This window comes from Pseudoxanthomonas sp. UC19_8, from assembly GCF_042700505.1.
Lineage (GTDB): Bacteria > Pseudomonadota > Gammaproteobacteria > Xanthomonadales > Xanthomonadaceae > Pseudoxanthomonas_A > Pseudoxanthomonas_A winnipegensis.
In genome coordinates this window covers 2,670,574-2,688,695 of sequence record NZ_CP170559.1, presented here as the reverse complement: position 1 = coordinate 2,688,695, position 18,122 = coordinate 2,670,574, and the positions used below count along the sequence as shown (strand labels likewise).

Annotated in this window: 18 protein-coding genes and 1 tRNA gene; 13 read left to right on the top strand and 6 right to left on the bottom strand. The window is 68.5% G+C overall.

Annotated features, from left to right (window positions below; genetic code table 11):
- The first annotated feature begins 11 nt into the window (after positions 1-11).
- The 11 genes from tolR to serB all read left to right on the top strand — a co-directional run bounded on the left by tolR (position 12) and on the right by serB (position 9,231).
- Positions 12-470: a protein TolR gene (gene tolR / locus ACFJIT_RS11950; protein ID WP_130515836.1), complete on the top strand. Its 459-nt coding sequence runs from the start codon at positions 12-14 to the stop codon at positions 468-470.
- Positions 460-1,491, top strand: coding sequence for a cell envelope integrity protein TolA (gene tolA, locus ACFJIT_RS11945; RefSeq protein ID WP_130515837.1), 1,032 nt, complete (start codon positions 460-462; stop codon positions 1,489-1,491). Before tolR ends, tolA begins: the two co-directional genes overlap by 11 nt.
- Before the next feature lie 109 nt (positions 1,492-1,600).
- Entirely contained in the window at positions 1,601-2,929 is a 1,329-nt protein-coding gene (tolB, locus tag ACFJIT_RS11940; protein ID WP_130515839.1) for a Tol-Pal system beta propeller repeat protein TolB, read from the top strand.
- Between the two features lie 89 nt (positions 2,930-3,018).
- Positions 3,019-3,534, top strand: coding sequence for a peptidoglycan-associated lipoprotein Pal (gene pal, locus ACFJIT_RS11935; RefSeq protein ID WP_130533607.1), 516 nt, complete (start codon positions 3,019-3,021; stop codon positions 3,532-3,534).
- A gap of 179 nt (positions 3,535-3,713) precedes the next feature.
- Positions 3,714-4,544, top strand: a complete 831-nt coding sequence (gene ybgF / locus ACFJIT_RS11930) for a tol-pal system protein YbgF (RefSeq protein ID WP_379655767.1) — start codon at positions 3,714-3,716, stop codon at positions 4,542-4,544.
- Between the two features lie 104 nt (positions 4,545-4,648).
- Positions 4,649-5,335 carry a 7-carboxy-7-deazaguanine synthase QueE gene (queE, locus tag ACFJIT_RS11925; protein WP_379653710.1) on the top strand — a complete coding sequence of 229 codons (687 nt, stop codon included), beginning with the start codon at positions 4,649-4,651 and terminating at the stop codon, positions 5,333-5,335.
- Positions 5,336-5,420: 85 nt separating this feature from the next.
- Positions 5,421-6,086, top strand: coding sequence for a 7-cyano-7-deazaguanine synthase QueC (queC, locus tag ACFJIT_RS11920; protein ID WP_379653709.1), 666 nt, complete (start codon positions 5,421-5,423; stop codon positions 6,084-6,086).
- Positions 6,087-6,156: 70 nt separating this feature from the next.
- Positions 6,157-6,232, top strand: a tRNA-Lys gene (locus ACFJIT_RS11915).
- 506 nt (positions 6,233-6,738) lie between these two features.
- The gene (locus ACFJIT_RS11910) at positions 6,739-7,647 is read left to right on the top strand and encodes a DUF922 domain-containing protein (RefSeq protein WP_379653708.1); all 909 of its coding nucleotides are present in this window, start codon (positions 6,739-6,741) and stop codon (positions 7,645-7,647) included.
- 111 nt (positions 7,648-7,758) lie between these two features.
- Positions 7,759-8,445 carry a YoaK family protein gene (locus tag ACFJIT_RS11905; RefSeq protein ID WP_286576874.1) on the top strand — a complete coding sequence of 229 codons (687 nt, stop codon included), beginning with the start codon at positions 7,759-7,761 and terminating at the stop codon, positions 8,443-8,445.
- A gap of 72 nt (positions 8,446-8,517) precedes the next feature.
- Entirely contained in the window at positions 8,518-9,231 is a 714-nt protein-coding gene (gene serB, locus ACFJIT_RS11900) for a phosphoserine phosphatase SerB (protein WP_379653707.1), read from the top strand.
- A gap of 93 nt (positions 9,232-9,324) precedes the next feature.
- Here serB and ACFJIT_RS11895 read toward each other — a convergent pair whose 3' ends face one another.
- The 5 genes from ACFJIT_RS11895 to ACFJIT_RS11875 form a co-directional block, all read right to left on the bottom strand.
- Positions 9,325-10,284, bottom strand: a complete 960-nt coding sequence (locus ACFJIT_RS11895) for a transaldolase (protein ID WP_379653706.1) — start codon at positions 10,282-10,284, stop codon at positions 9,325-9,327.
- A gap of 43 nt (positions 10,285-10,327) precedes the next feature.
- A complete protein-coding gene (locus ACFJIT_RS11890) occupies positions 10,328-11,290 on the bottom strand; it encodes a LysR substrate-binding domain-containing protein (protein WP_130515859.1) in 963 nt (320 codons plus the stop codon).
- A gap of 727 nt (positions 11,291-12,017) precedes the next feature.
- Positions 12,018-13,613: an alkyl hydroperoxide reductase subunit F gene (gene ahpF, locus ACFJIT_RS11885; protein ID WP_379653705.1), complete on the bottom strand. Its 1,596-nt coding sequence runs from the start codon at positions 13,611-13,613 to the stop codon at positions 12,018-12,020.
- A 158-nt stretch (positions 13,614-13,771) separates the two neighbouring features.
- On the bottom strand, positions 13,772-14,332 hold the full coding sequence (gene ahpC / locus ACFJIT_RS11880; protein ID WP_130515863.1) for an alkyl hydroperoxide reductase subunit C: 561 nt from the start codon (positions 14,330-14,332) through the stop codon (positions 13,772-13,774).
- A 154-nt stretch (positions 14,333-14,486) separates the two neighbouring features.
- Positions 14,487-15,326, bottom strand: a complete 840-nt coding sequence (locus ACFJIT_RS11875; RefSeq protein ID WP_379653704.1) for an alpha/beta hydrolase — start codon at positions 15,324-15,326, stop codon at positions 14,487-14,489.
- 63 nt (positions 15,327-15,389) lie between these two features.
- On the opposite strand from ACFJIT_RS11875, the gene prmC reads away from it, so the two are divergent.
- Complete coding sequence (prmC, locus tag ACFJIT_RS11870; RefSeq protein ID WP_379653703.1) at positions 15,390-16,262, top strand: peptide chain release factor N(5)-glutamine methyltransferase; 873 nt, start codon at positions 15,390-15,392, stop codon at positions 16,260-16,262.
- Between the two features lie 35 nt (positions 16,263-16,297).
- Complete coding sequence (pip, locus tag ACFJIT_RS11865) at positions 16,298-17,239, top strand: prolyl aminopeptidase (RefSeq protein ID WP_379653702.1); 942 nt, start codon at positions 16,298-16,300, stop codon at positions 17,237-17,239.
- 13 nt (positions 17,240-17,252) lie between these two features.
- On the opposite strand, the gene ACFJIT_RS11860 is transcribed toward pip, so the two are convergent.
- Positions 17,253-18,119, bottom strand: a complete 867-nt coding sequence (locus tag ACFJIT_RS11860; protein WP_130523384.1) for a transglutaminase family protein — start codon at positions 18,117-18,119, stop codon at positions 17,253-17,255.
- Positions 18,120-18,122: the final 3 nt, after the last annotated feature.

Genomic DNA, 18,122 nt, shown 5'->3' with positions numbered 1-18,122 from the left:
GGGAGGCGTCCATGCAGTCGGCCATTTCGCGCAGCCGCAAGCGGCGCAAGCTGAAATCCGAGATCAACGTCGTGCCCTACATCGACGTGATGCTGGTGCTGCTGATCATCTTCATGGTGACCGCGCCGATGCTGACCCTGGCGGTCAACGTGGAGCTGCCCAAGTCGCACGCCAAGTCGGTGGAGAGCAAGAGCGATCCGATCATCATGACCGTGGACAAGGACGGCAACTACTTCCTCAAGGTCACCAAGGACGACAAGCTGCAGGCGTATTCGCCCGAGGAGATCTCCGCGCGCCTGAAGGCGATGGTGGCCGAGCAGGGCGAGGACAAGATCAGCGTGATGCTGGCCGCGCCCGGCGATGCGGACTACCAGAAGGTGATCACCGCCACCGCGCTGCTGTCCGAGTCCGGCGTCAAGAAGGTGGGGCTGGTCTCGCAACCCGGCGGCACGGGCGGCAATGCACGCTGAGGCCACGCATCTGGATCGCCGCGACCCGCGCGACCGCCCCGGCACGGCGGTCGCCCTGGCCGTGGGCGTGCACGTGTTGCTGCTGGCCCTGATCATCGCCTCCTCCTATTTCCACTGGAACCAGGACCAGGCCGAGGCCGCCGCCGGCTCGCCCGCGATCGAGGCCTCGCTGGACCTGTCGGCCGCCGACATGCGCGCCGCGCAGCAGGCCGTGCGCGAGTCGGCCAAGGTCGAGCCCAAGCCGACCCCGCCCACGCCCATGCCGCAGCCGGTGGCCGACGAGGACACCGTGCCGCCGCCGCAGCCGGTGCCGGAGCCCAAGCCGCAGGATTCGCCGGTGCCGCGCCAGCAGCAGGCCCAGGAGCGCGTGCCCGATCCGCAGCAGGTCAACCAGGAAGAGGCCAGCCGCCTGGCCATCGCCCAGGAGAAGGCCGAGAAGGAGCAGGAAGCCAAGCGCCGCCAGGAGCAGATCGACCTGACCGAGCGCAAGAAGCAGGAAGAAGCCGAGCGCCTCCAGCGCCTGGCCGCGCAGCAGGAAGAGGACGACCGGCAGAAGAAGCTGGCCGCCATCCGCGCCCAGCGCGCCCAGGCCGACAAGCAGGCCCAGCTGGCCGAGCAAAAGCTGCGCCAGCTGGCCGACGCACGCGCCCGCCAAGCCTCGCAGCAGCAGGCCACGCAGGCGTCCTCGTCGCAGGCCGCCGCGTCCAACCCCTCGCCGGGGCAGAACGGCACCGATCCGGGCCTGCTGGCCAAGTACCAGGCGGCCATCCAGAGCGCGGTCATGAACCAGTGGACGCGTCCGGACTCGGTGGCGGTGGGCACGCGCTGCAAGGTGCTGGTGACCCAGCTGCCCGGCGGCGAGGTGATCTCGGCCGAGGTACAGCCGGGCTGTCCGATGGACGCGGCCGGTCAGCGTTCGATCGAGGCGGCCGTGCTCAAGGCCCAGCCGCTGCCGTACCGCGGCTTCGAACCGGTGTTCAACCGCCGCCTGATCTTCAATTTCGAGGCGCAGGACCGCTGAGCGCGGCATGCCGGGCGGTGGTTCACACCGCCTTGGCGTTCATGATTGCGAAAATGTTCACCCGTCGGCTGCTATCCCTAGCCGATCTTTTCGCACAAGCCCAGCCTTCATGAAGAAACTCACGCGGTACTTCGCCCTTGTCGTGGCCCTGTTCCTGCCTGCAGCGGCCTTCGCCCAGAGCCAGGGCCTTGAGATCAACATCGTCGGCGGCAACCCTTCCGCGCTGCCGATCACCATCGTGCCGATGCCCTACCAGGGCTCGGGCGCCGCACCGACCACCGACGTCTCGCAGGTCGTCAGCGCCGACCTGGATCGCTCCGGCGCGTTCCGCACCCTGCCGGTGGCCAGCATCGTCGAGAAGCCGACCCGCGGCTCGGAGATCCAGTACCCGACCTGGCGCGCGCTCAAGCAGGATTACATTGTTGTCGGTCGCGTGCTGGACGGCGGCAACGGCGCCTACCGCGTCGAGTACGAACTGTTCGACGTGGCCAAGCAGGAGCGCCTGCTCGGCCTGGCCATGACCGGCCGCGCCAACGCCATGCGCGATGTCGCCCACCAGATGGCCGATGCGATCTACGAGAAGATCACCGGTATCCGCGGCGCCTTCTGGACCCGCATCGCCTACGTCACCCAGACCGGCCTGGGCGCCAATGCGCGCTACGCGCTGATGGTCGCCGACTCGGACGGCTTCAACCCGCAGACCATCGTGCGCTCGGCCGAGCCGCTGCTGTCGCCGGCCTGGAGCCCGGATGGCCGCAAGCTGGCCTATGTCAGCTTCGAGCGCGGCAACTCCTCGATCTACATCCAGGACATCACCACCGGCGCGCGCGAGCTGGTCGCCAGCTTCCGCGGCATCAACGGCGCGCCGGCGTTCTCGCCGGACGGCCGCAAGCTGGCCCTGACGCTTTCGCGCAGCGGCAACCCGGAGATCTACGTGATGGACCTGGGCAGCAAGGCGCTGACCCAGATCACCAACCAGTACGGCATCGACACCGAGCCGACCTGGAGCGCCGACGGCAGCTCGATCTACTTCACCTCCGACCGCGGCGGCCGTCCGCAGATCTACAAGGCCTCGGCCAGCGGCGGCGGCGCCACGCGCGTGACCTTCGAGGGCAACTACAACGCCACCCCGACCGTCTCCTACGACGACAAGAAGATCGCCGTGGCCCAGGGTTCGGGCAACACCTATCGCATCGCCATGATGGATTCCAGCACCGGTTCGCCGCGCTGGACCACGCTTTCGCCCGGTTCGCTCGATGAGTCGCCGAGCTTTGCCCCCAACGCCTCGATGATCCTGTACGCCGCACGCGAGGGCGGTCGGGGGGTGCTGTACGCCGTGTCCGCCGATGGCCGTGTCCGCCAGCGCCTGGTGCTGGCCCAGGGCGATGTGCGTGAGCCGGCATGGTCGCCGTATCGGAACCAGACCCCGCAAAAATAATGCGAAAGGGTCATTCCGCCGGTTTAACATTGCGTTAAACTAACCCGCGTTTTTGCATCCACCACCCCGGATCCGCGTAAGGAACCCAAATGAACACCACTCTCCGCGTCGTTGCTTTGTCCCTGATGTCCGTGGCCGTTCTGGCCGGTTGTAAGAAGAACACCAAGACCCAGACGCCGCCGCCGGCCGTCGAGCCGCCGCCGGCCATGACCCAGCCGACCACCAATGCCGGTGCCTATGGCCCCAGCGATCTGGATACCGACGCCTGCCTGCGCCAGCGCGTGGTGTACTTCGATCTGGACCAGGACGCCGTCAAGCCGGAGTTCCAGGCGATCATGGCCTGCCACGCCAAGTACCTCAACGATCGTCCGTCGGCCCGCATCAACCTGGAAGGCAACACCGACGAGCGCGGTTCGCGTGAGTACAACATGGGCCTGGGCGAGCGTCGCGGCAACGCGGTCTCCTCCGCCCTGCAGGCCGCCGGCGGTTCGGCCAGCCAGCTGTCGGTGGTGAGCTACGGCGAAGAGCGCCCGGTCTGCACCGAGTCGACCGAGGAGTGCTGGGCCAAGAACCGTCGCGTCGAGATCGTGTACACCGCGAAGTAATCGACGTTCGACCTCGGGCCACCGTTCGCGGTGGCCCAACGGGGGCCGGTGACCGGGGCGGGGCAACAGGACACAACCTGTCTGCCCCGGTCGGCACCGGCCCTTTTCGTTGGATGGCCATGGTTCAATGCTCCGGCCGTCCGATCCGCAACCCTCGTTACGTGAGCGCCATGCGTCCCATCCGATTCCGTCTTCTCCTGCCGGCCCTGCTGCTGTCGCTGGGCACCGCGCCCGCCGCCTTCGCGCAGAAGGCCAGCCTGGCCGACCGCGTCGCCGCGCTGGAAGTGCGTGCCAACAACACCCAGGCCAATACCGACCTGCTCAACCAGATCACCCAGCTGCGCCAGGACCTGGCCAGCCTGCGCGGCACCGTCGAGCAGCTGCAGAACGAGAACGAGCAGCTCAAGCAGCGCGCGCGCGACCAGTACCTCGACCTGGACGGCCGCATCGGTCGCCTGGAGAGCGGCGGTGGCGGCGGCGCGGCCGCCGGTGCGCCGCCACCCGTGTCCGCGGCGCCCGCGGCCGGCGCCAAGGCTGCGCCGCCGGCGGCGGGTGCGCCCGCCGCGACCGCCGAGGCCCCGCCCGCGGTCCACGGCGACGCCGGCGCGATGGCCCAGGCCGGCGACGAGCGCACCGCCTACGGTGTGGCCTTCGACGCGCTGAAGAAGGGCGACTACGCCGACGCGGCCAACCTGTTCACCAGCTTCCTGCAGCTGTATCCCAGTGGCGTCTATGCGCCCAACGCGCTGTACTGGCTGGGCGAGAGCTATTACGTCACCCAGAACTACCAGATGGCCGCCGACCAGTTCCGCGCGCTGCTCTCGCGTTATCCCACCCATGACAAGGCGCCCGGCGCCCTGCTCAAGCTGGGGCTGGCGCAGTACGGACTGGGCAAGGTCAACGACGCGCAGACCACGCTGCAGCAGGTGATCCAGCAGTACCCCGGCAGCGACGTGGCCCGCACCGCCGACGATCGCCTGCATTCGATCCAGGTCGGGCAGATCCGCTGAGCCCGACGAGGTCCGCCAGGACCTTTCGCAGTACCGCTACACGCACCACTCGAACGCCACCGCGAGGTCTGCGGTGGCGCCGCCGTTTTGAGAGAGCCTCCGCAATGAACGCCGCCGCCGCCGTCCCCAGCCAGATCGAACAATCGCCGCAGGACCGGCTGAAGATCACCGAGATCTTCGTCTCGCTGCAAGGCGAGGCCGACGCCGCCGGCTGGCCGACCGTGTTCGTGCGCCTGACCGGCTGCCCGCTGCGCTGCCAGTACTGCGACACCGCCTACGCCTTCCACGGCGGCACCTGGTGGGAGATCGAGGACATCCTGGCCGAGGTCGCGCGCGCGGGCGTGCGCCATGTCTGCGTGACCGGCGGCGAGCCGCTGGCCCAGAAGCGCTGTATCGGCCTGCTGGCGCGGCTGTGCGATGCCGGCTACGACGTCTCGCTGGAGACCTCCGGCGCGCTGGACGTCTCGCAGGTCGATCCGCGCATCTCGCGCGTGGTCGACATCAAGACCCCCGGCTCGGCCGAGGAACACCGCAACCGCTGGGACAACCTGCCGCTGCTGACCGCGCGCGACCAGGTCAAGTTCGTGCTGTGCAGCCGCGCCGACTACGAATGGGCCCGCGAGGTCGTGCGCGAGCACGCGCTGGACCAGCGCTGCGCCGTGCTGTTCTCGCCGTCCAAGGATCAGGTGAGCCCGCGCGCGCTGGCCGACTGGATCGTCGAGGACCGCCTGCCGGTGCGCTTCCAGATGCAGTTGCACAAGCTGCTGTGGAACGACGAACCCGGCCGCTGAACCCGCGCGGGAAGTGCCGGCCCGGCGCCCGGGCGGTAGGCTATGCGCTCCCCGGCCTGTCTCGCCGGCAAGAAGAACACCCCACATGAACAATGCAGTCGTCCTCGTCTCCGGGGGCATGGATTCGGCCGTGGTCCTGGCCATCGCCCGCGAACACGGTTTCCGCACGCACGCGCTGAGCGTGCAATACGGCCAACGCCACACGTCCGAACTCGACGCCGCCGCGCGCGTGTCGCAGCAACTCGGCGCCGCCGCGCACAAGACCGTCCACGTCGACCTGCGCAGCATCGGTGGCTCGGCGCTGACCGACGACATCGAGGTGCCGCAGGCCGGCGGCGAAGGCATCCCGGTCACCTACGTGCCGGCGCGCAACACCATCATGCTGTCCATCGCGCTGGGCTGGGCCGAGGTGCTCGGCGCGGCGGACATCTTCTGCGGCGTCAACGCCGTGGACTACTCCGGCTATCCGGACTGCCGGCCCGAATTCATCTCCGCCTTCCAGACCCTGGCCAACCTGGCGACCAAGGCGGGCGTGGAAGGCGCAGGCCTGCGCGTGCACGCGCCGCTGCAGTTCATGAGCAAGGCCGACATCGTGCGCGAGGGCGTGCGCCTGGGCGTGGACTTCGGCGCCACCGTGTCCTGCTACAACGCCGATGCCAGCGGCGCGGCCTGCGGGCGCTGCGACGCCTGCCGCCTGCGCGCGGCGGGCTTCGCCGACGCCAGCGTGCCCGATCCCACGCGCTACGCCTGAAGCGCGGGTCGCATCGCCAGCCCTTTCCGGTAGAATGGCCGGCCCCGGCGCAACGCCGGGCCGCGTGTCCGGGCCGTTAGCTCAGTCGGTAGAGCAGAAGACTTTTAATCTTTTGGTCGAAGGTTCGAATCCTTCACGGCCCACCATCGCAGGATTTCAGGGGGTCCGGTAAGTTTTCAGCAATGCCGGAAAGGCCTTAAAAAGTACATGGTTTAGGTCTCAGTGAGTCTCGGACCACCCTCCATGAGTCGGCGGTCTTCCGGTCGAGTAAACGACTGCCCGCGTTGCAAAAAGACGAGCGCTCAGAATGAGCGCATTAACGCTGCCGCAGATTGCGGACTCCGCAGGAATAATGACCCGCGCCGCAGCGATGCGTACCGCCAGAACAACGGGTGGCTTGAACAATTGGTTCCCCCGAGCCTTGTCCACTTCTCAGCGCTGTACGGCAGCCCGCCAGTCTCACTTGGTCATGCAGATCTCCAGTCCCTTGCGAGTGCCGACGCTTTGAGAGATTCAGTCACTGTCCTGCTAGTCCGCGAACATCTTTCCGCGAGGTGGATGCGTTAGGCTCATCCCGCGGGGACAGACAATGGACGGTCTAATGTGCTCAAGGATGTTGCGACGCGCTGGATGGCGTCTTGCTGTCGTGGTCATGCTCGCCCTGGCCACCGGTGCACACGCTGGCACGGTTCGGGAGAACCGCAAGGATTCCAGCTACACCGTGACGGGGCGGGATGGTCACCAGATCCTTGCCTCCATGAAGGCCTGGAGCGATCGGGCCAAGGCTCAGCTGGGAAAGGATGATGGGCCGGCGGAGGAAACACTCGCTGGCCTGACGCGCGCAAAAATGCGCCTGGATTATGTCCTGCGCGAGTCGTCAGGGGCTTGCCGCATCACCAGGAGTCAAGTGGGGATCGGTATCTCCGTCGCCTTGCCTGTCTGGACCCCGGATCCCAGGGCGTCGGTGGCGACGCGCGAATTCTGGCGTGATCTCCAGCAGCGGGTGCAGGTCCATGAAGAGCACCATGTGGCGATCGCCCGCCGCTATGCACACCAGCTGGCAGACGCGGTCGAGCGCATCCAGGCCTCTTCGTGTTCAACCGCTGAGCGGCTGGCCAAGCAGAAGGGTGCCGAGGTCGTCGCTCAGATGCAGAAGGCACAGGCGGACTTCGACAAGGTCGATGGACACCTTAAGCTTTCATGGGCGAAGCCTGGTGCGGCGGTCGAACGTAGGCTGTCGAATTCGCGAGCGAGCAAATCCCTGCTGTGGGTCTTCTTCTTCGCCGCGTATGGCATCGGCGCACGCTATCTCTGGGCGCTGATGGCGCGCAGGCAGGCTGCGACCGAACGCACGCGGACGGGCCCGAGGCTGCAAGACGACGTGGTCGCGGTCGCTTGCCTCTTCGCCACCGCAATCCTTCCGCCATTGGCCATGCTCTTGATCGAGCATGGGAGAGCGAGCGGGCCGGCGGTGCTGATTTTCATCCTGGCCTGGGGATGCTCGATCGTTCCGGCAGCCATCGTTGCAGGACGCATCATGGCCGGAGCCAAGCGGCGCTAGTGTTGGCGAACGGTCCGTCGCCACCATTGAGATTTTGCCGGCCGTGGCGTTGACAGCCATCGCGCCGCGGCGCGACGCTTGCTGCGTCCGCGAGCCATTGGCGCCCCTCCGATGATTTCCAAACTGCCGCGCTGGGTCTGGTCCGGTGCCTGGGTCATGGCCTTCACCGCCGGCATCGTCAATGTCGTGGCGCTGCTGGGGTTCGGCCATCAGGGCGTGAGCCATATGACCGGCATCACCTCGGAGATGGGCGCACGCGCGGCGGTGCTGGATCTGCGGGGGCTGGCGCAGCTGGCCGGTGGCGCGTTCTTCTTCGTCGCGGGAAGCGCGCTCAGCGGGGCGCTGATCGGCGATGTCGCCCTGCAGCTGGGGCGGCGCTATGGGCTGGTGCTGGTGCTGGAAGCCGGCCTGCTGCTGGCCTCGGTGCCGCTGATGACGCGTGCCTCGATGTGGGGCCTGTGGCTGGCGGCCTGCGCCTGCGGCCTGCAGAACGCGATGGCCACCACCTACAGCGGCGCGGTCGTGCGCACCACGCATGTCTCGGGCATGTTCACCGACCTGGGGCTGGCCATCGGCCATGGGCTGCGGCGCATGCCGCTGCCGTGGCGCCGGCTGTCGCTGTGCGTAACGGTGATCACCGGCTTCCTGGCCGGCGGCCTGGCCGGCGCGCTGGGCTTCCACCGCTGGTCGTATACGGTGCTGATCGCGCCGGCGGTGATCTGCCTGGGGCTGGCCTGCGTGTACGCGCTCTATGCGCGGCGCGTAGCGGAGCACGCCGCTTCCAAAGGCGTCGCCTAGGCCTAGCCCGGTGCGGCCGAGGTCTTTACGCTTGCAGGCCCCTCGTCCCACCGCCGGTGCGCCTGTTCGCCCATGACCGATTCCCACGCACCCGTCGATGGCCTGCAGCTGCGTCGCGCCACGCCGCTGCCGCCCCTGGCGCATTTCGGCCTGATCGCGCTGGACATGGATTCGACGCTGATCACCATCGAATGCATCGACGAGATCGCCGCGGCGGTGGGCCTGAAGGCGCAGGTGGCCGCGATCACCGAGGCGACCATGCGCGGGGAGATCGCCGACTTCCGCGAGAGCCTGCTGCGCCGCGTGGCCCTGCTCAAGGGCGTGCCCGAGGGTGCGCTGCAGGAGGTCTACGACACGCGCCTGCGGCTCACGCCTGGCGCAGAGCAACTGCTCGAGGCCTGCAAGGCCGCCGGGCTGAAAACGCTGCTGGTCTCCGGCGGTTTCACCTTCTTCGCCGAGCGCCTGCGCGCGCGGCTGGGGCTGGACTTCGTCCGCTCCAATCAGCTGGAGGTGGTCGACGGCGTGCTGACCGGGCGCGTGCTGCCCCAGGCCTGGGGCGATGTCTGCGATGGCGCGGTCAAGCGCGCGACGCTGCTGGACGTGGCCTCGCTGCTGGGCCTGGACCCGGCGCGCACGATCGCGGTGGGCGATGGCTCCAACGACATTCCGATGATGCAGGCCGCGGGCCTGTCGGTGGCCTTCCACGCCAAGCCGCGCGTGCGCGAGGTGGCGGAGGTGTCGATCGACACGGGCGGACTGGAACGGCTGCTGGACGTCCTGGGATGACGCAGTCGCGAGCCTGCTGCCGCAGTTGGCGCGGAAGCGGGCCCGGGTGCCGGGCCTTCCCTCACGAGCGAGGGAAGGGCGCGGCGGAGCCGATCAGGCCAGACGGTCGGCGATGGTCTTGCGCAGGCTCTTGAGATCTTCGGCGAAGATGCGGATGCCGTCGGCCAGCTTCTCCTTGGCCATCGGGTCGGCTTCGACGTCGGCCTTGAACTTGGCCGCATCCACCGGCGTGTGGCTGCCGCCTTCGGCCTTGGTGGGCGTCAGCTTGCGCGGCAGCTCGCCGTGGTCGGCATCGAGCTTGTCCAGCAGGTCCGGCGAGATGGTCAGGCGATCGCAGCCGGCCAGCGCTTCGATCTGCTCGGTCGAGCGGAACGAGGCGCCCATCACCACGGTCTTGATGCCGCGGCGCTTGAAGGTGTCGTAGACGCCGCGCACGAACACCACGCCCTGGTCCTCATCGATGCTGGCCGGCGCCTGGCCGTGGGCCTTGTACCAGTCCAGGATGCGGCCCACGAACGGCGAGATCAGGAACGCATCGGCCTCGGCGCAGGCCAGGGCCTGGGTCGGGTTGAAGATCAGCGTGCAGTTGCAGTCGATGCCCTCGGCCTGCAGCTGGCGGCAGGCCTCCACGCCTTCCCAGGTCGAGGCGAGCTTGATCAGCACGCGGTCCTTGGGCACGCCGTTGTCGGCGTACATGGCGATGAACTTCTTCGCCTTGGCCACGCTGGCGGCGGTGTCGTAGGCCAGGTCGGCATCGACCTCGGTCGACACCCGGCCCTCGATCAGGCCGGAGAGCTTGGTGCCCACGCCGACGGTGAGGCGATCGGCGACCTCGGCGACCAGTTCATCGGTGACCTCGCCCTGGCCGCGCGCCCAGGCGATCTGCTCGTCGATCAGGTCGGCATAGACCGGCAGGTCCAGCGCCTTCTTCACCAGAGTCGGGTTGGTGGTGCAGTCCACCGGCTTGAGGCGCTTGATCGCGTCGAAGTCGCCGGTGTCGGCCACGACCACCGACAGGTCGCGCAGCTGCTGCAGTTTGCTTGGGGCACTCATGGGTCGTTCCGTCAGGTTGGAAGAGAGGAATGGGGAAAGGGTCTCACGCGCGTCGTTGCCGGATCGTCGATGCGGCGCGGCGCGGCGGTGCGGTGGCAGGCGCGGAAGGATCCAGCAGCGCGGGCGGCAGGTCCTTGAAGACCTGCGCCAGCTGCATCAGGAAGCCGGACATCGCCGAGCTCTTGCGCCACACCATGGCGATGCGCCGGCTGGGATGGGAGTCACTGAAGCCCAGCAGATGGATGTTGTCCGAGCGCGCCACCGGCGGCTTGACCGCCAGCGTCGGCAGCAGGGTCACGCCGACATCAGCGGCGACCATCTGGCGCAGGGTCTCCAGGCTGGTGGCGCGGAACTCGGACTTTTCGTTGGCGCCCGAGAGCCGGCACACCTCCAGCGCCTGCTCGCGCAGGCAGTGGCCATCCTCGAGCAGCAGCAGCTTCTGGTCGGACAGTTCGTCCAGGGTCAGCGAATCGCGCGCGGCCAGCGGATGCCCCTCGGGCACGGCCAGCACGAAGGGCTCCTCGAACAGGAACTCCACGTGCAGCTGGTCCTCGTCCACCGGCAGGGCCAGCAGGCCGGCGTCGAGCTTGCCCTCGCGCAGCCGCTGCAGCAGCACATCGCTCTTCTCCTCCACCAGCAGCAGCTCCAGCTGCGGGAAGCGCGTGCGGATGGACGGCACCACATGCGGCAGCAGATACGGGCCGAGCGTGGGGAAGATGCCCAGCCGCACGGTGCCGGCCTCGGGGTCCTGACTGCGCCGCGCCGATTCCTTCATCTGCTCGACCTCGGCCACGATCCGGCGCGCGCGCTCGGCCGCGTCGCGACCGGCCGGGGTCAGCATGACCTTGCGCGGCGCACGCTCGACCAGCGACACGCCCAGCTCGTCCTCCAGCTTCTTGATCTGGGTGGACAGGGTAGGCTGGCTGACGAAGCTGGCCGCCGCGGCGCGGCCGAAATGCATGTGGTCGGCGAGGGCGACCAGGTACTTGAGGTCACGCAGGTTCACGGCTGGAGGACTTGTCTGACACGGCCATCGGCGCCGTCGATGCATTCAACGCCTTTTGCCTCGCCCGATCAATCGACGCAGGCTGAACCCCCTAGCGAGAGCTCTCCACTGGTGAGGATGACCCGTGTGCGTTGATGGTTAGCGCGAGGTCGGTGAGCGGAGTTCGCCGATCAGCCTCGACCCGGCCAGGCGCGGCTCCTCGGCTCACCAGCTCTCCCTGGCTCAGCCTGGGACCGGAGAGGATAGAGACTCCGCATCATGCTTGGGGGAGCAACTGTCTCTCAGATCAAGCCGTGGCCTCCTTGTAGAGCGGAGCTTGCTCCGCTGGGGCTTGCCGATGATCCGGTCGAAACGCAGCGGAGCAAGCTCCGCTCTACATGCAGGCCGCGAGATTTGAGGAGACAGTTGCTCCCACGATGGGATCTGCACCCAACCGGTAGAGGCCCGCTGCAGGTGGATCGGGACTTCTTTCGACCCGAAGGCATAGACCAACACGCGCGAGGCAGCGGGCCGGCGGGCAGGGGCCGCGACTAGCGAGGCAGGAGCCGAGCGCCCGAGTCAGGGCAGGATGCCCTGATCGAGGGAAAAGCGGCCCCTGCCCGCCGGACCGCTGCCCATCCGAAGCCGCAGCGCACAGTCGCGGCGATCCCTCATTCCCGCAAAGCAAAAAAAACGCCCGCCGGGGTCACCGGCGGGCGTCATTCACACCTTATCGCGTGGTGGCGGATCAGGCCGCCTTGGCGGCAGCCGGCTCCTGCGCAGCGGGGGCGCTGTGGCGGATCAGGTGGTCGAAGGCGCTCAGCGCAGCCTTGGAGCCTTCGCCCATGGCGATCACGATCTGCTTGTACGGCACCGTGGTGGCATCGCCGGCGGCGAACACCCCCGGCACGTTGGTCGCGCCGCGGTCGTCGACGATGATCTCCCCGCGCGGCGACAGCGCCACGGTGTCCTTGAGCCACTCGGTGTTGGGCAGCAGGCCGATCTGCACGAAGATGCCTTCCAGCTCCAGCGTGTGCTTGGCCTCGTTGGTGCGGTCGGTGTAGGACAGACCGGTGACCTTGTTGCCGTCGCCGTGCACCTCGGTGGACAGCGCCGAGACGATGATGTCCACGTTGGGCAGGCTGCGCAGCTTGCGCTGCAGGACCTCGTCGGCACGCAGCTTGTGATCGAACTCGATCAGCGTGACGTGCTTGACGATGCCGGCCAGGTCGATGGCCGCCTCGACGCCCGAGTTGCCGCCGCCGATCACCGCCACGCGCTTGCCCTTGAACAGCGGGCCGTCGCAGTGCGGGCAATAGGCCACGCCCTTGTTGCGGTACTCGTTCTCGCCCGGCACGTTCATCTGCCGCCAGCGCGCACCGGTGGACAGGATCACCGTCCTGCTCTTGAGCGAGGCACCGTTGGCCAGCTGCACCTCGATCAGGCCATCGGGTCCGGCGGGGATCAGCTTCTCGGCCCGCTGCAGGTTCATGATGTCCACCTCGTACTGACGCACATGCGCCTCGAGCGCGGCGGCCATCTTCGGTCCCTCGGTCTCCTGCACGGAGATGAAGTTCTCGATCGCCATGGTGTCCAGCACCTGGCCACCGAAGCGCTCGGCGGCCACGCCCGTGCGGATGCCCTTGCGCGCGGCGTAGATCGCCGCGGCCGAGCCCGCCGGGCCACCGCCGACCACGAGCACCTCGAACGGCGCCTTGGCCGAGATCCTCGATGCGTCGCGCTTGGCCGCACCAGCGTCCAGACGCCCGACGATCTCTTCCAGGTTCATGCGACCCTGGCCGAAGGTTTCACCATTGAGGTACACGGTCGGCACCGACATCACCTGCCGCTGTTCCACCTCGTCGGGGAACACCGCGCCGTCGATGGCCACGTGCTGGATCCTGGGGTTGAGCACCGCCATCAGGTTCAGGGCCTGAACCACGTCCGGGCAGTTCTGGCAGCTCTGCGAGAAGTAGGTCTCGAACCTGTAGTCGCCTTCCAGCGCCTGCACCTGCTCGATGGTCTCCAGCGAGGCCTTGGACGGATAGCCGCCGACCTGCAGCAGCGCCAGCACCAGCGAGGTGAACTCATGGCCCATCGGCAGGCCGGCGAAGCGCAGGTGGATGTCCTGGCCCGGCGAGTTGAGGGCGAAGGAGGGCGTGTGCACATCGGCATCGCGGTGCTCGACCAGCGAGACCTGGTCGGACAGCAGCACGATGTCGCTCAGCAGCTCCAGCATCTCCCTGGAGGTGGGCGAGTCGTCGACCGAGGCGATCAGCTCCACCGGGCGCGTCAGGCGCTCCAGGTAGGCCTTGAGTTGGGTCTTGAGGGTGTCGTCCAACATGGCGCTTCTCCTTGAAAGGGCGGCAAAGGACCGTCCGGCCCGGCGTGGGCAGACGAGGGGGTCAGGGGACAAACCGCAGGCCGCGACGCAGGCGGGCTCCGGTTTGCCGCCTGCGCCGCCCCGCGCAAGGCGGGGCGGCGTGGCAGCAGCCAGGCGGCTTAGATCTTGCCGACCAGGTCCAGCGACGGAGCCAGGGTCTTGGCGCCTTCCTTCCACTTGGCCGGGCAGACCTCACCCGGATGCGAGGCCACGTACAGGGCGGCCTTGACCTTGCGCAGCGTGTCGCCGGCTTCGCGGCCGATGCCCTCGGCGGTGATTTCCACCGACTGGATCACGCCCTGCGGGTCGATGATGAAGGTGCCGCGGTCGGCCAGACCCGCCGGACGCAGCACGTCGAAGTTTTTGGAGATCTGGTGGGTCGGGTCGCCGATCATGGCGTACTTGATCTTGCCGATCGCCGCCGAGGTGTCGTGCCAGGCCTTGTGCGAGAAGTGCGTGTCGGTGGAGACCGAGTAGACCTCCACGCCCAGCTTCTGGAACTCGGCGTAATGGTCGGCCAGGTCTTCCAGCTCGGTCGGGCAGACGAAGGTGAAGTCGGCCGGGTAGAACACGACCACGGACCACTTGCCCTTCAGGTCGGCATCGGAGACTTCGATGAACTCGCCGTCCTTGTAGGCGGTGGCCTTGAACGGCAGGATTTCGGTGTTGATGACGGACATCGTTTTCTTCCTTTTTGCTGAGGGGGTGGAGGCGATAGGGGCATCCTACGCACCGCGAATCGATTTCTCAAATCGATGGATGGCATCGATTCGATAGCTCGAATCAATTGACGGGCGAGTGCCTCATCCTAGGCCGCGCCACGTTTCAGTTCGGTCACGGCGCGCGGACGAACTCCCCGATCCGCGCCAGCAGCGCCGGGTGCCGGCGGGGCGCGTACAGGTCGATCAGCGGCGCCAGATGGCCACCGGGCAGCCACAGCACCTCGACCTGCCCGCCCGCCGCGCGCAGGCGCTCGGCCAGGTCCTCGGTCTGGCGCGGTTCGACCTCGGTGTCCTTGCGCCCGCTGACCAGCAGGAAGGGCGGCTCGTCGCCATCGACGAAGCCGATCGGCTGCGCCCGCGGCCAGCGCGACGGCGGCCCGAACACCTCTGTGAGCTCCCCGCTGATCTGGAAGTCGTACGGCCCGGCCAGCCCGATCACGCCGGCGATCGCCGAGCGGGGCACGCCCTGGTCGGTCAGATAGTGCGCATCGGTGCCCAGCAGGGCGGCGATCTGCGCCCCGGCCGAATGGCCCGCGAGGAAGATCCGTGCCGGGTTGGCGTCGTAATCGGCCGCATGGGCGCGCGCCCAGGCCACCGCGCGCGCGCCGTCCTCGACGAAGCCGGGAAAGACCGTGTCCGGCGCCAGCCGGTAGTCGGCGATCATCACCACCGCGCCGGTCGAGGCCAGCCGCCGGCCGACGAAGCGGTAATCGCTGCGGGACCCGTGCTGCCAGCTGCCGCCGTAGAAATAGACCAGCACCGGCGCGTCGTGGACCGCGGCGACGGGGCGATAGACGTCCAGCGAGAGCTGCCGCACCGGGTCGTAGACGGCTGTGGCGTCGGGCTGGCCCTGACCATGGTTGGCGATGCCGAAGGCCAGGCTCTGGCACGCGCTCAGGGTCAGTGCGCTCAGCGCGCCCAGACCCAGGCGCAGCAAACGGGAAGGCTTCAAGGCGTAGGGCTCCGGCAAGGACAATAGGAAAGGGCGCAGGGTGCAACGGCTACCATGGCGCGAATGAAAACGCAGTCACCCGAACGCCTGGACGCGCTGCTGCGGCACGGCGCCGCACAGCTGGGCAGCGACGCGGCGCGCTTCGAGGCCGAGCTGTTGCTGCTGCACGCCCTGGGCCGCGACCGCGCCTGGCTGTTCGCGCATGGCTCCGACCCGGTCGAACCCACCGTGCACGACGCCTACGCCGCGCTGCTGGCGCGGCGTGCGGCCGGCGAGCCGATCGCCTACATCACGGGCCGGCGCGGCTTCTGGACGCTGGACCTGCGGGTCGGCCCCGCCACGCTGATCCCGCGCGCCGAGACCGAACGCCTGGTCGAACTGGCCCTGGACCGCCTGCCGGCCGACACACCGGCACGGGTCGCGGACCTGGGCACCGGCAGCGGCGCCATCGCCCTGGCCATCGCCAGCGAGCGCCCGCTGGCGCAGGTGGTCGCCACCGACGCCAGCGCCGCCGCGCTCGAGATCGCCCAGGCCAACGCGCGCGAGCACGGCCTGGGCCAGGTGCGCTTCGTCCACGGCGACTGGCTGGCGCCGCTGGCCGGCGAGCGCTTCGACCTGATCGCCAGCAACCCGCCCTACATCGAGGCCGGCGATGCGCACCTGACGCGCGGCGACCTGCGCTTCGAGCCGGCCAGCGCGCTGGCCTCGGGCGCCGATGGCCTGGACGACATCCGCCGCATCGTCGCCCAGGCGCCCGCGCAGCTGCGGCCGGGCGGCTGGCTGCTGCTGGAGCATGGCTTCGATCAAGGCGAGGCGGTGTGCGCGCTGCTGCGTGAGGCGGGCTTCGACCAGGCGCGCACCGAACAGGATCTGGAGCACCGCGACCGCGTGAGCCTGGGTCGCTGGCCCGGCGAGTCGCAACAGGGCGTGGCGTAAACTGCCGATCGTTTTTCCCGACTTCCAGGCCGTCCATGCGCCAGCTCTATCCCGCCATCGAACCCTTCGACACCGGCGAACTCCAGGTCGACGCGCGTCATACGCTCTACTTCGAGCAGTGCGGCAATCCGCAGGGCAAGCCGGTGGTGATGCTGCACGGCGGGCCGGGCGGCGGCTGCAACGCGAAGATGCGCCAGTTCCACGATCCGGCCAAGTACCGCATCGTGCTGTTCGATCAGCGCGGCTCCGGCCGCTCGCGGCCGCACGCCGATCTGGTGGACAACACCACCTGGGACCTGGTGGCCGATATAGAGAAGCTGCGTACGCACCTGGGCATCGAGACCTGGCAGGTGTTCGGCGGCAGCTGGGGCTCGACCCTGGCGCTGGCCTACGCGCAGACCCATCCGCAGCGCGTGACCGAGCTGGTGCTGCGCGGCATCTTCATGCTGCGCCGCTGGGAGCTGGAGTGGTTCTACCAGGAAGGCGCCAATCGCCTGTTCCCCGATGCCTGGCAGCACTACATCGCCGCGATCCCCGAAGTGGAGCGCGCCGATCTGATCTCGGCCTTCCACCGCCGGCTGACCAGCGACGATGCGGCCACGCGCCTGTCCGCCGCGCGCGCCTGGTCGGTGTGGGAAGGCGCGACCAGCTATCTGCGCGTGGACGAGGACTTCGTCAGCGGCCACGAGGATGCGGAGTTCGCGCTGGCCTTCGCCCGCATCGAGAACCACTACTTCGTCAACGGCGGCTTCTTCGAGGTCGAGGACCAGCTGCTGCGCGACGCGCACCGCATCGCCGACATCCCCGGCGTGATCGTGCACGGCCGCTACGACGTGGTCTGCCCGATCCAGAACGCGTGGGACCTGCACCAGGCCTGGCCGAAGGCGAGCCTGGAGATCACGCCGACCTCGGGCCACTCGGCCTTCGAGGAAGAGAACATCGACGCGCTGGTGCGCGCGACCGACCGCTTCGCCTGAGCCGGCCGCGCGCTCAGGTGAGCGCGTAGCCCAGCGGCATGGGCGGCACCGGCACGCGTGGAGAGAGGGTCGGATCGTCGGTCTCGTCGGTCCAGACCTCGAACTTCTCCAGCGTGTTGAAGCCGAAGCTGTTGCTGATCGCCGCATCGGCCGCATCGCGGCCGCGGGCGATCAGCACGCGGCCGATGCGCGGGGTGTTGTGGCGCGCGTCGAAGGTGTACCAACGCCCGTCCAGATAGGCCTCGAACCAGGCCGAGAAATCCATCGGCGCATCCACCGGCGGGATGCCGATGTCGCCCAGGTAACCGGTGCAGTAGCGCGCCGGGATGTTCATGCAGCGGCACAGGGCGATGGCCGAATGCGCGAAGTCGCGGCACACGCCGCGGCCCTCCTGCAGCGCCTCGACTGCGCCCTTGGTGGCGCGCGCATGCTGGTAGCCGAACTGGATCGCGTTGTGCACGTAGTCGCAGATCGCCTGCACGCGCGCCCAGCCCGGCGGCGTGGCGCCGAACAGGTCCCAGGCCATGGAGACCAGCTGGTCGGTCTCGCAGTAGCGGCTGCCGAGCAGGAACAGCAGGGTGTCGTCCGGCAACTGGTCCACCGGCACCTCGCGCGCGCCCGGCGCGACGGGATCGGGCTGGCCGTCGTCCTGCACCACCGCGTCGGCGTACAGGGTGAACAGCCCGGCCGGCGCGTGCAGGCGGGTGCAGGTATTGCCGAAGCTGTCGTGGTACTGGCGCATCGGCACGCCGGGCAGGGCGCGCAGCTCCTGGCCGATGACGATGTCGGTGCGGCGGCTGTCGTGGATGTTCAGCGTCACCAGCATCGAGGTGGGCTGCGGCAGCCGGAAGGCGATTTCGTAACCCAGGCGGATGAGCATGTG

Coding starts and splice junctions, on each gene's coding strand:
- ahpF (WP_379653705.1), bottom strand. CDS start 13,613: ATGTTGGACGACACCCTCAAGACCCAACTCAAGGCCTACCTGGAGCGC.
- ACFJIT_RS11905 (WP_286576874.1), top strand. CDS start 7,759: ATGATTTCCAAACTGCCGCGCTGGGTCTGGTCCGGTGCCTGGGTCATG.
- queE (WP_379653710.1), top strand. CDS start 4,649: ATGAACGCCGCCGCCGCCGTCCCCAGCCAGATCGAACAATCGCCGCAG.
- pip (WP_379653702.1), top strand. CDS start 16,298: ATGCGCCAGCTCTATCCCGCCATCGAACCCTTCGACACCGGCGAACTC.
- tolB (WP_130515839.1), top strand. CDS start 1,601: ATGAAGAAACTCACGCGGTACTTCGCCCTTGTCGTGGCCCTGTTCCTG.
- ACFJIT_RS11860 (WP_130523384.1), bottom strand. CDS start 18,119: ATGCTCATCCGCCTGGGTTACGAAATCGCCTTCCGGCTGCCGCAGCCC.
- ACFJIT_RS11895 (WP_379653706.1), bottom strand. CDS start 10,284: ATGAGTGCCCCAAGCAAACTGCAGCAGCTGCGCGACCTGTCGGTGGTC.
- tolR (WP_130515836.1), top strand. CDS start 12: ATGCAGTCGGCCATTTCGCGCAGCCGCAAGCGGCGCAAGCTGAAATCC.
- ahpC (WP_130515863.1), bottom strand. CDS start 14,332: ATGTCCGTCATCAACACCGAAATCCTGCCGTTCAAGGCCACCGCCTAC.
- tolA (WP_130515837.1), top strand. CDS start 460: ATGCACGCTGAGGCCACGCATCTGGATCGCCGCGACCCGCGCGACCGC.
- serB (WP_379653707.1), top strand. CDS start 8,518: ATGACCGATTCCCACGCACCCGTCGATGGCCTGCAGCTGCGTCGCGCC.
- ACFJIT_RS11910 (WP_379653708.1), top strand. CDS start 6,739: ATGCTCGCCCTGGCCACCGGTGCACACGCTGGCACGGTTCGGGAGAAC.
- queC (WP_379653709.1), top strand. CDS start 5,421: ATGAACAATGCAGTCGTCCTCGTCTCCGGGGGCATGGATTCGGCCGTG.
- prmC (WP_379653703.1), top strand. CDS start 15,390: ATGAAAACGCAGTCACCCGAACGCCTGGACGCGCTGCTGCGGCACGGC.
- pal (WP_130533607.1), top strand. CDS start 3,019: ATGAACACCACTCTCCGCGTCGTTGCTTTGTCCCTGATGTCCGTGGCC.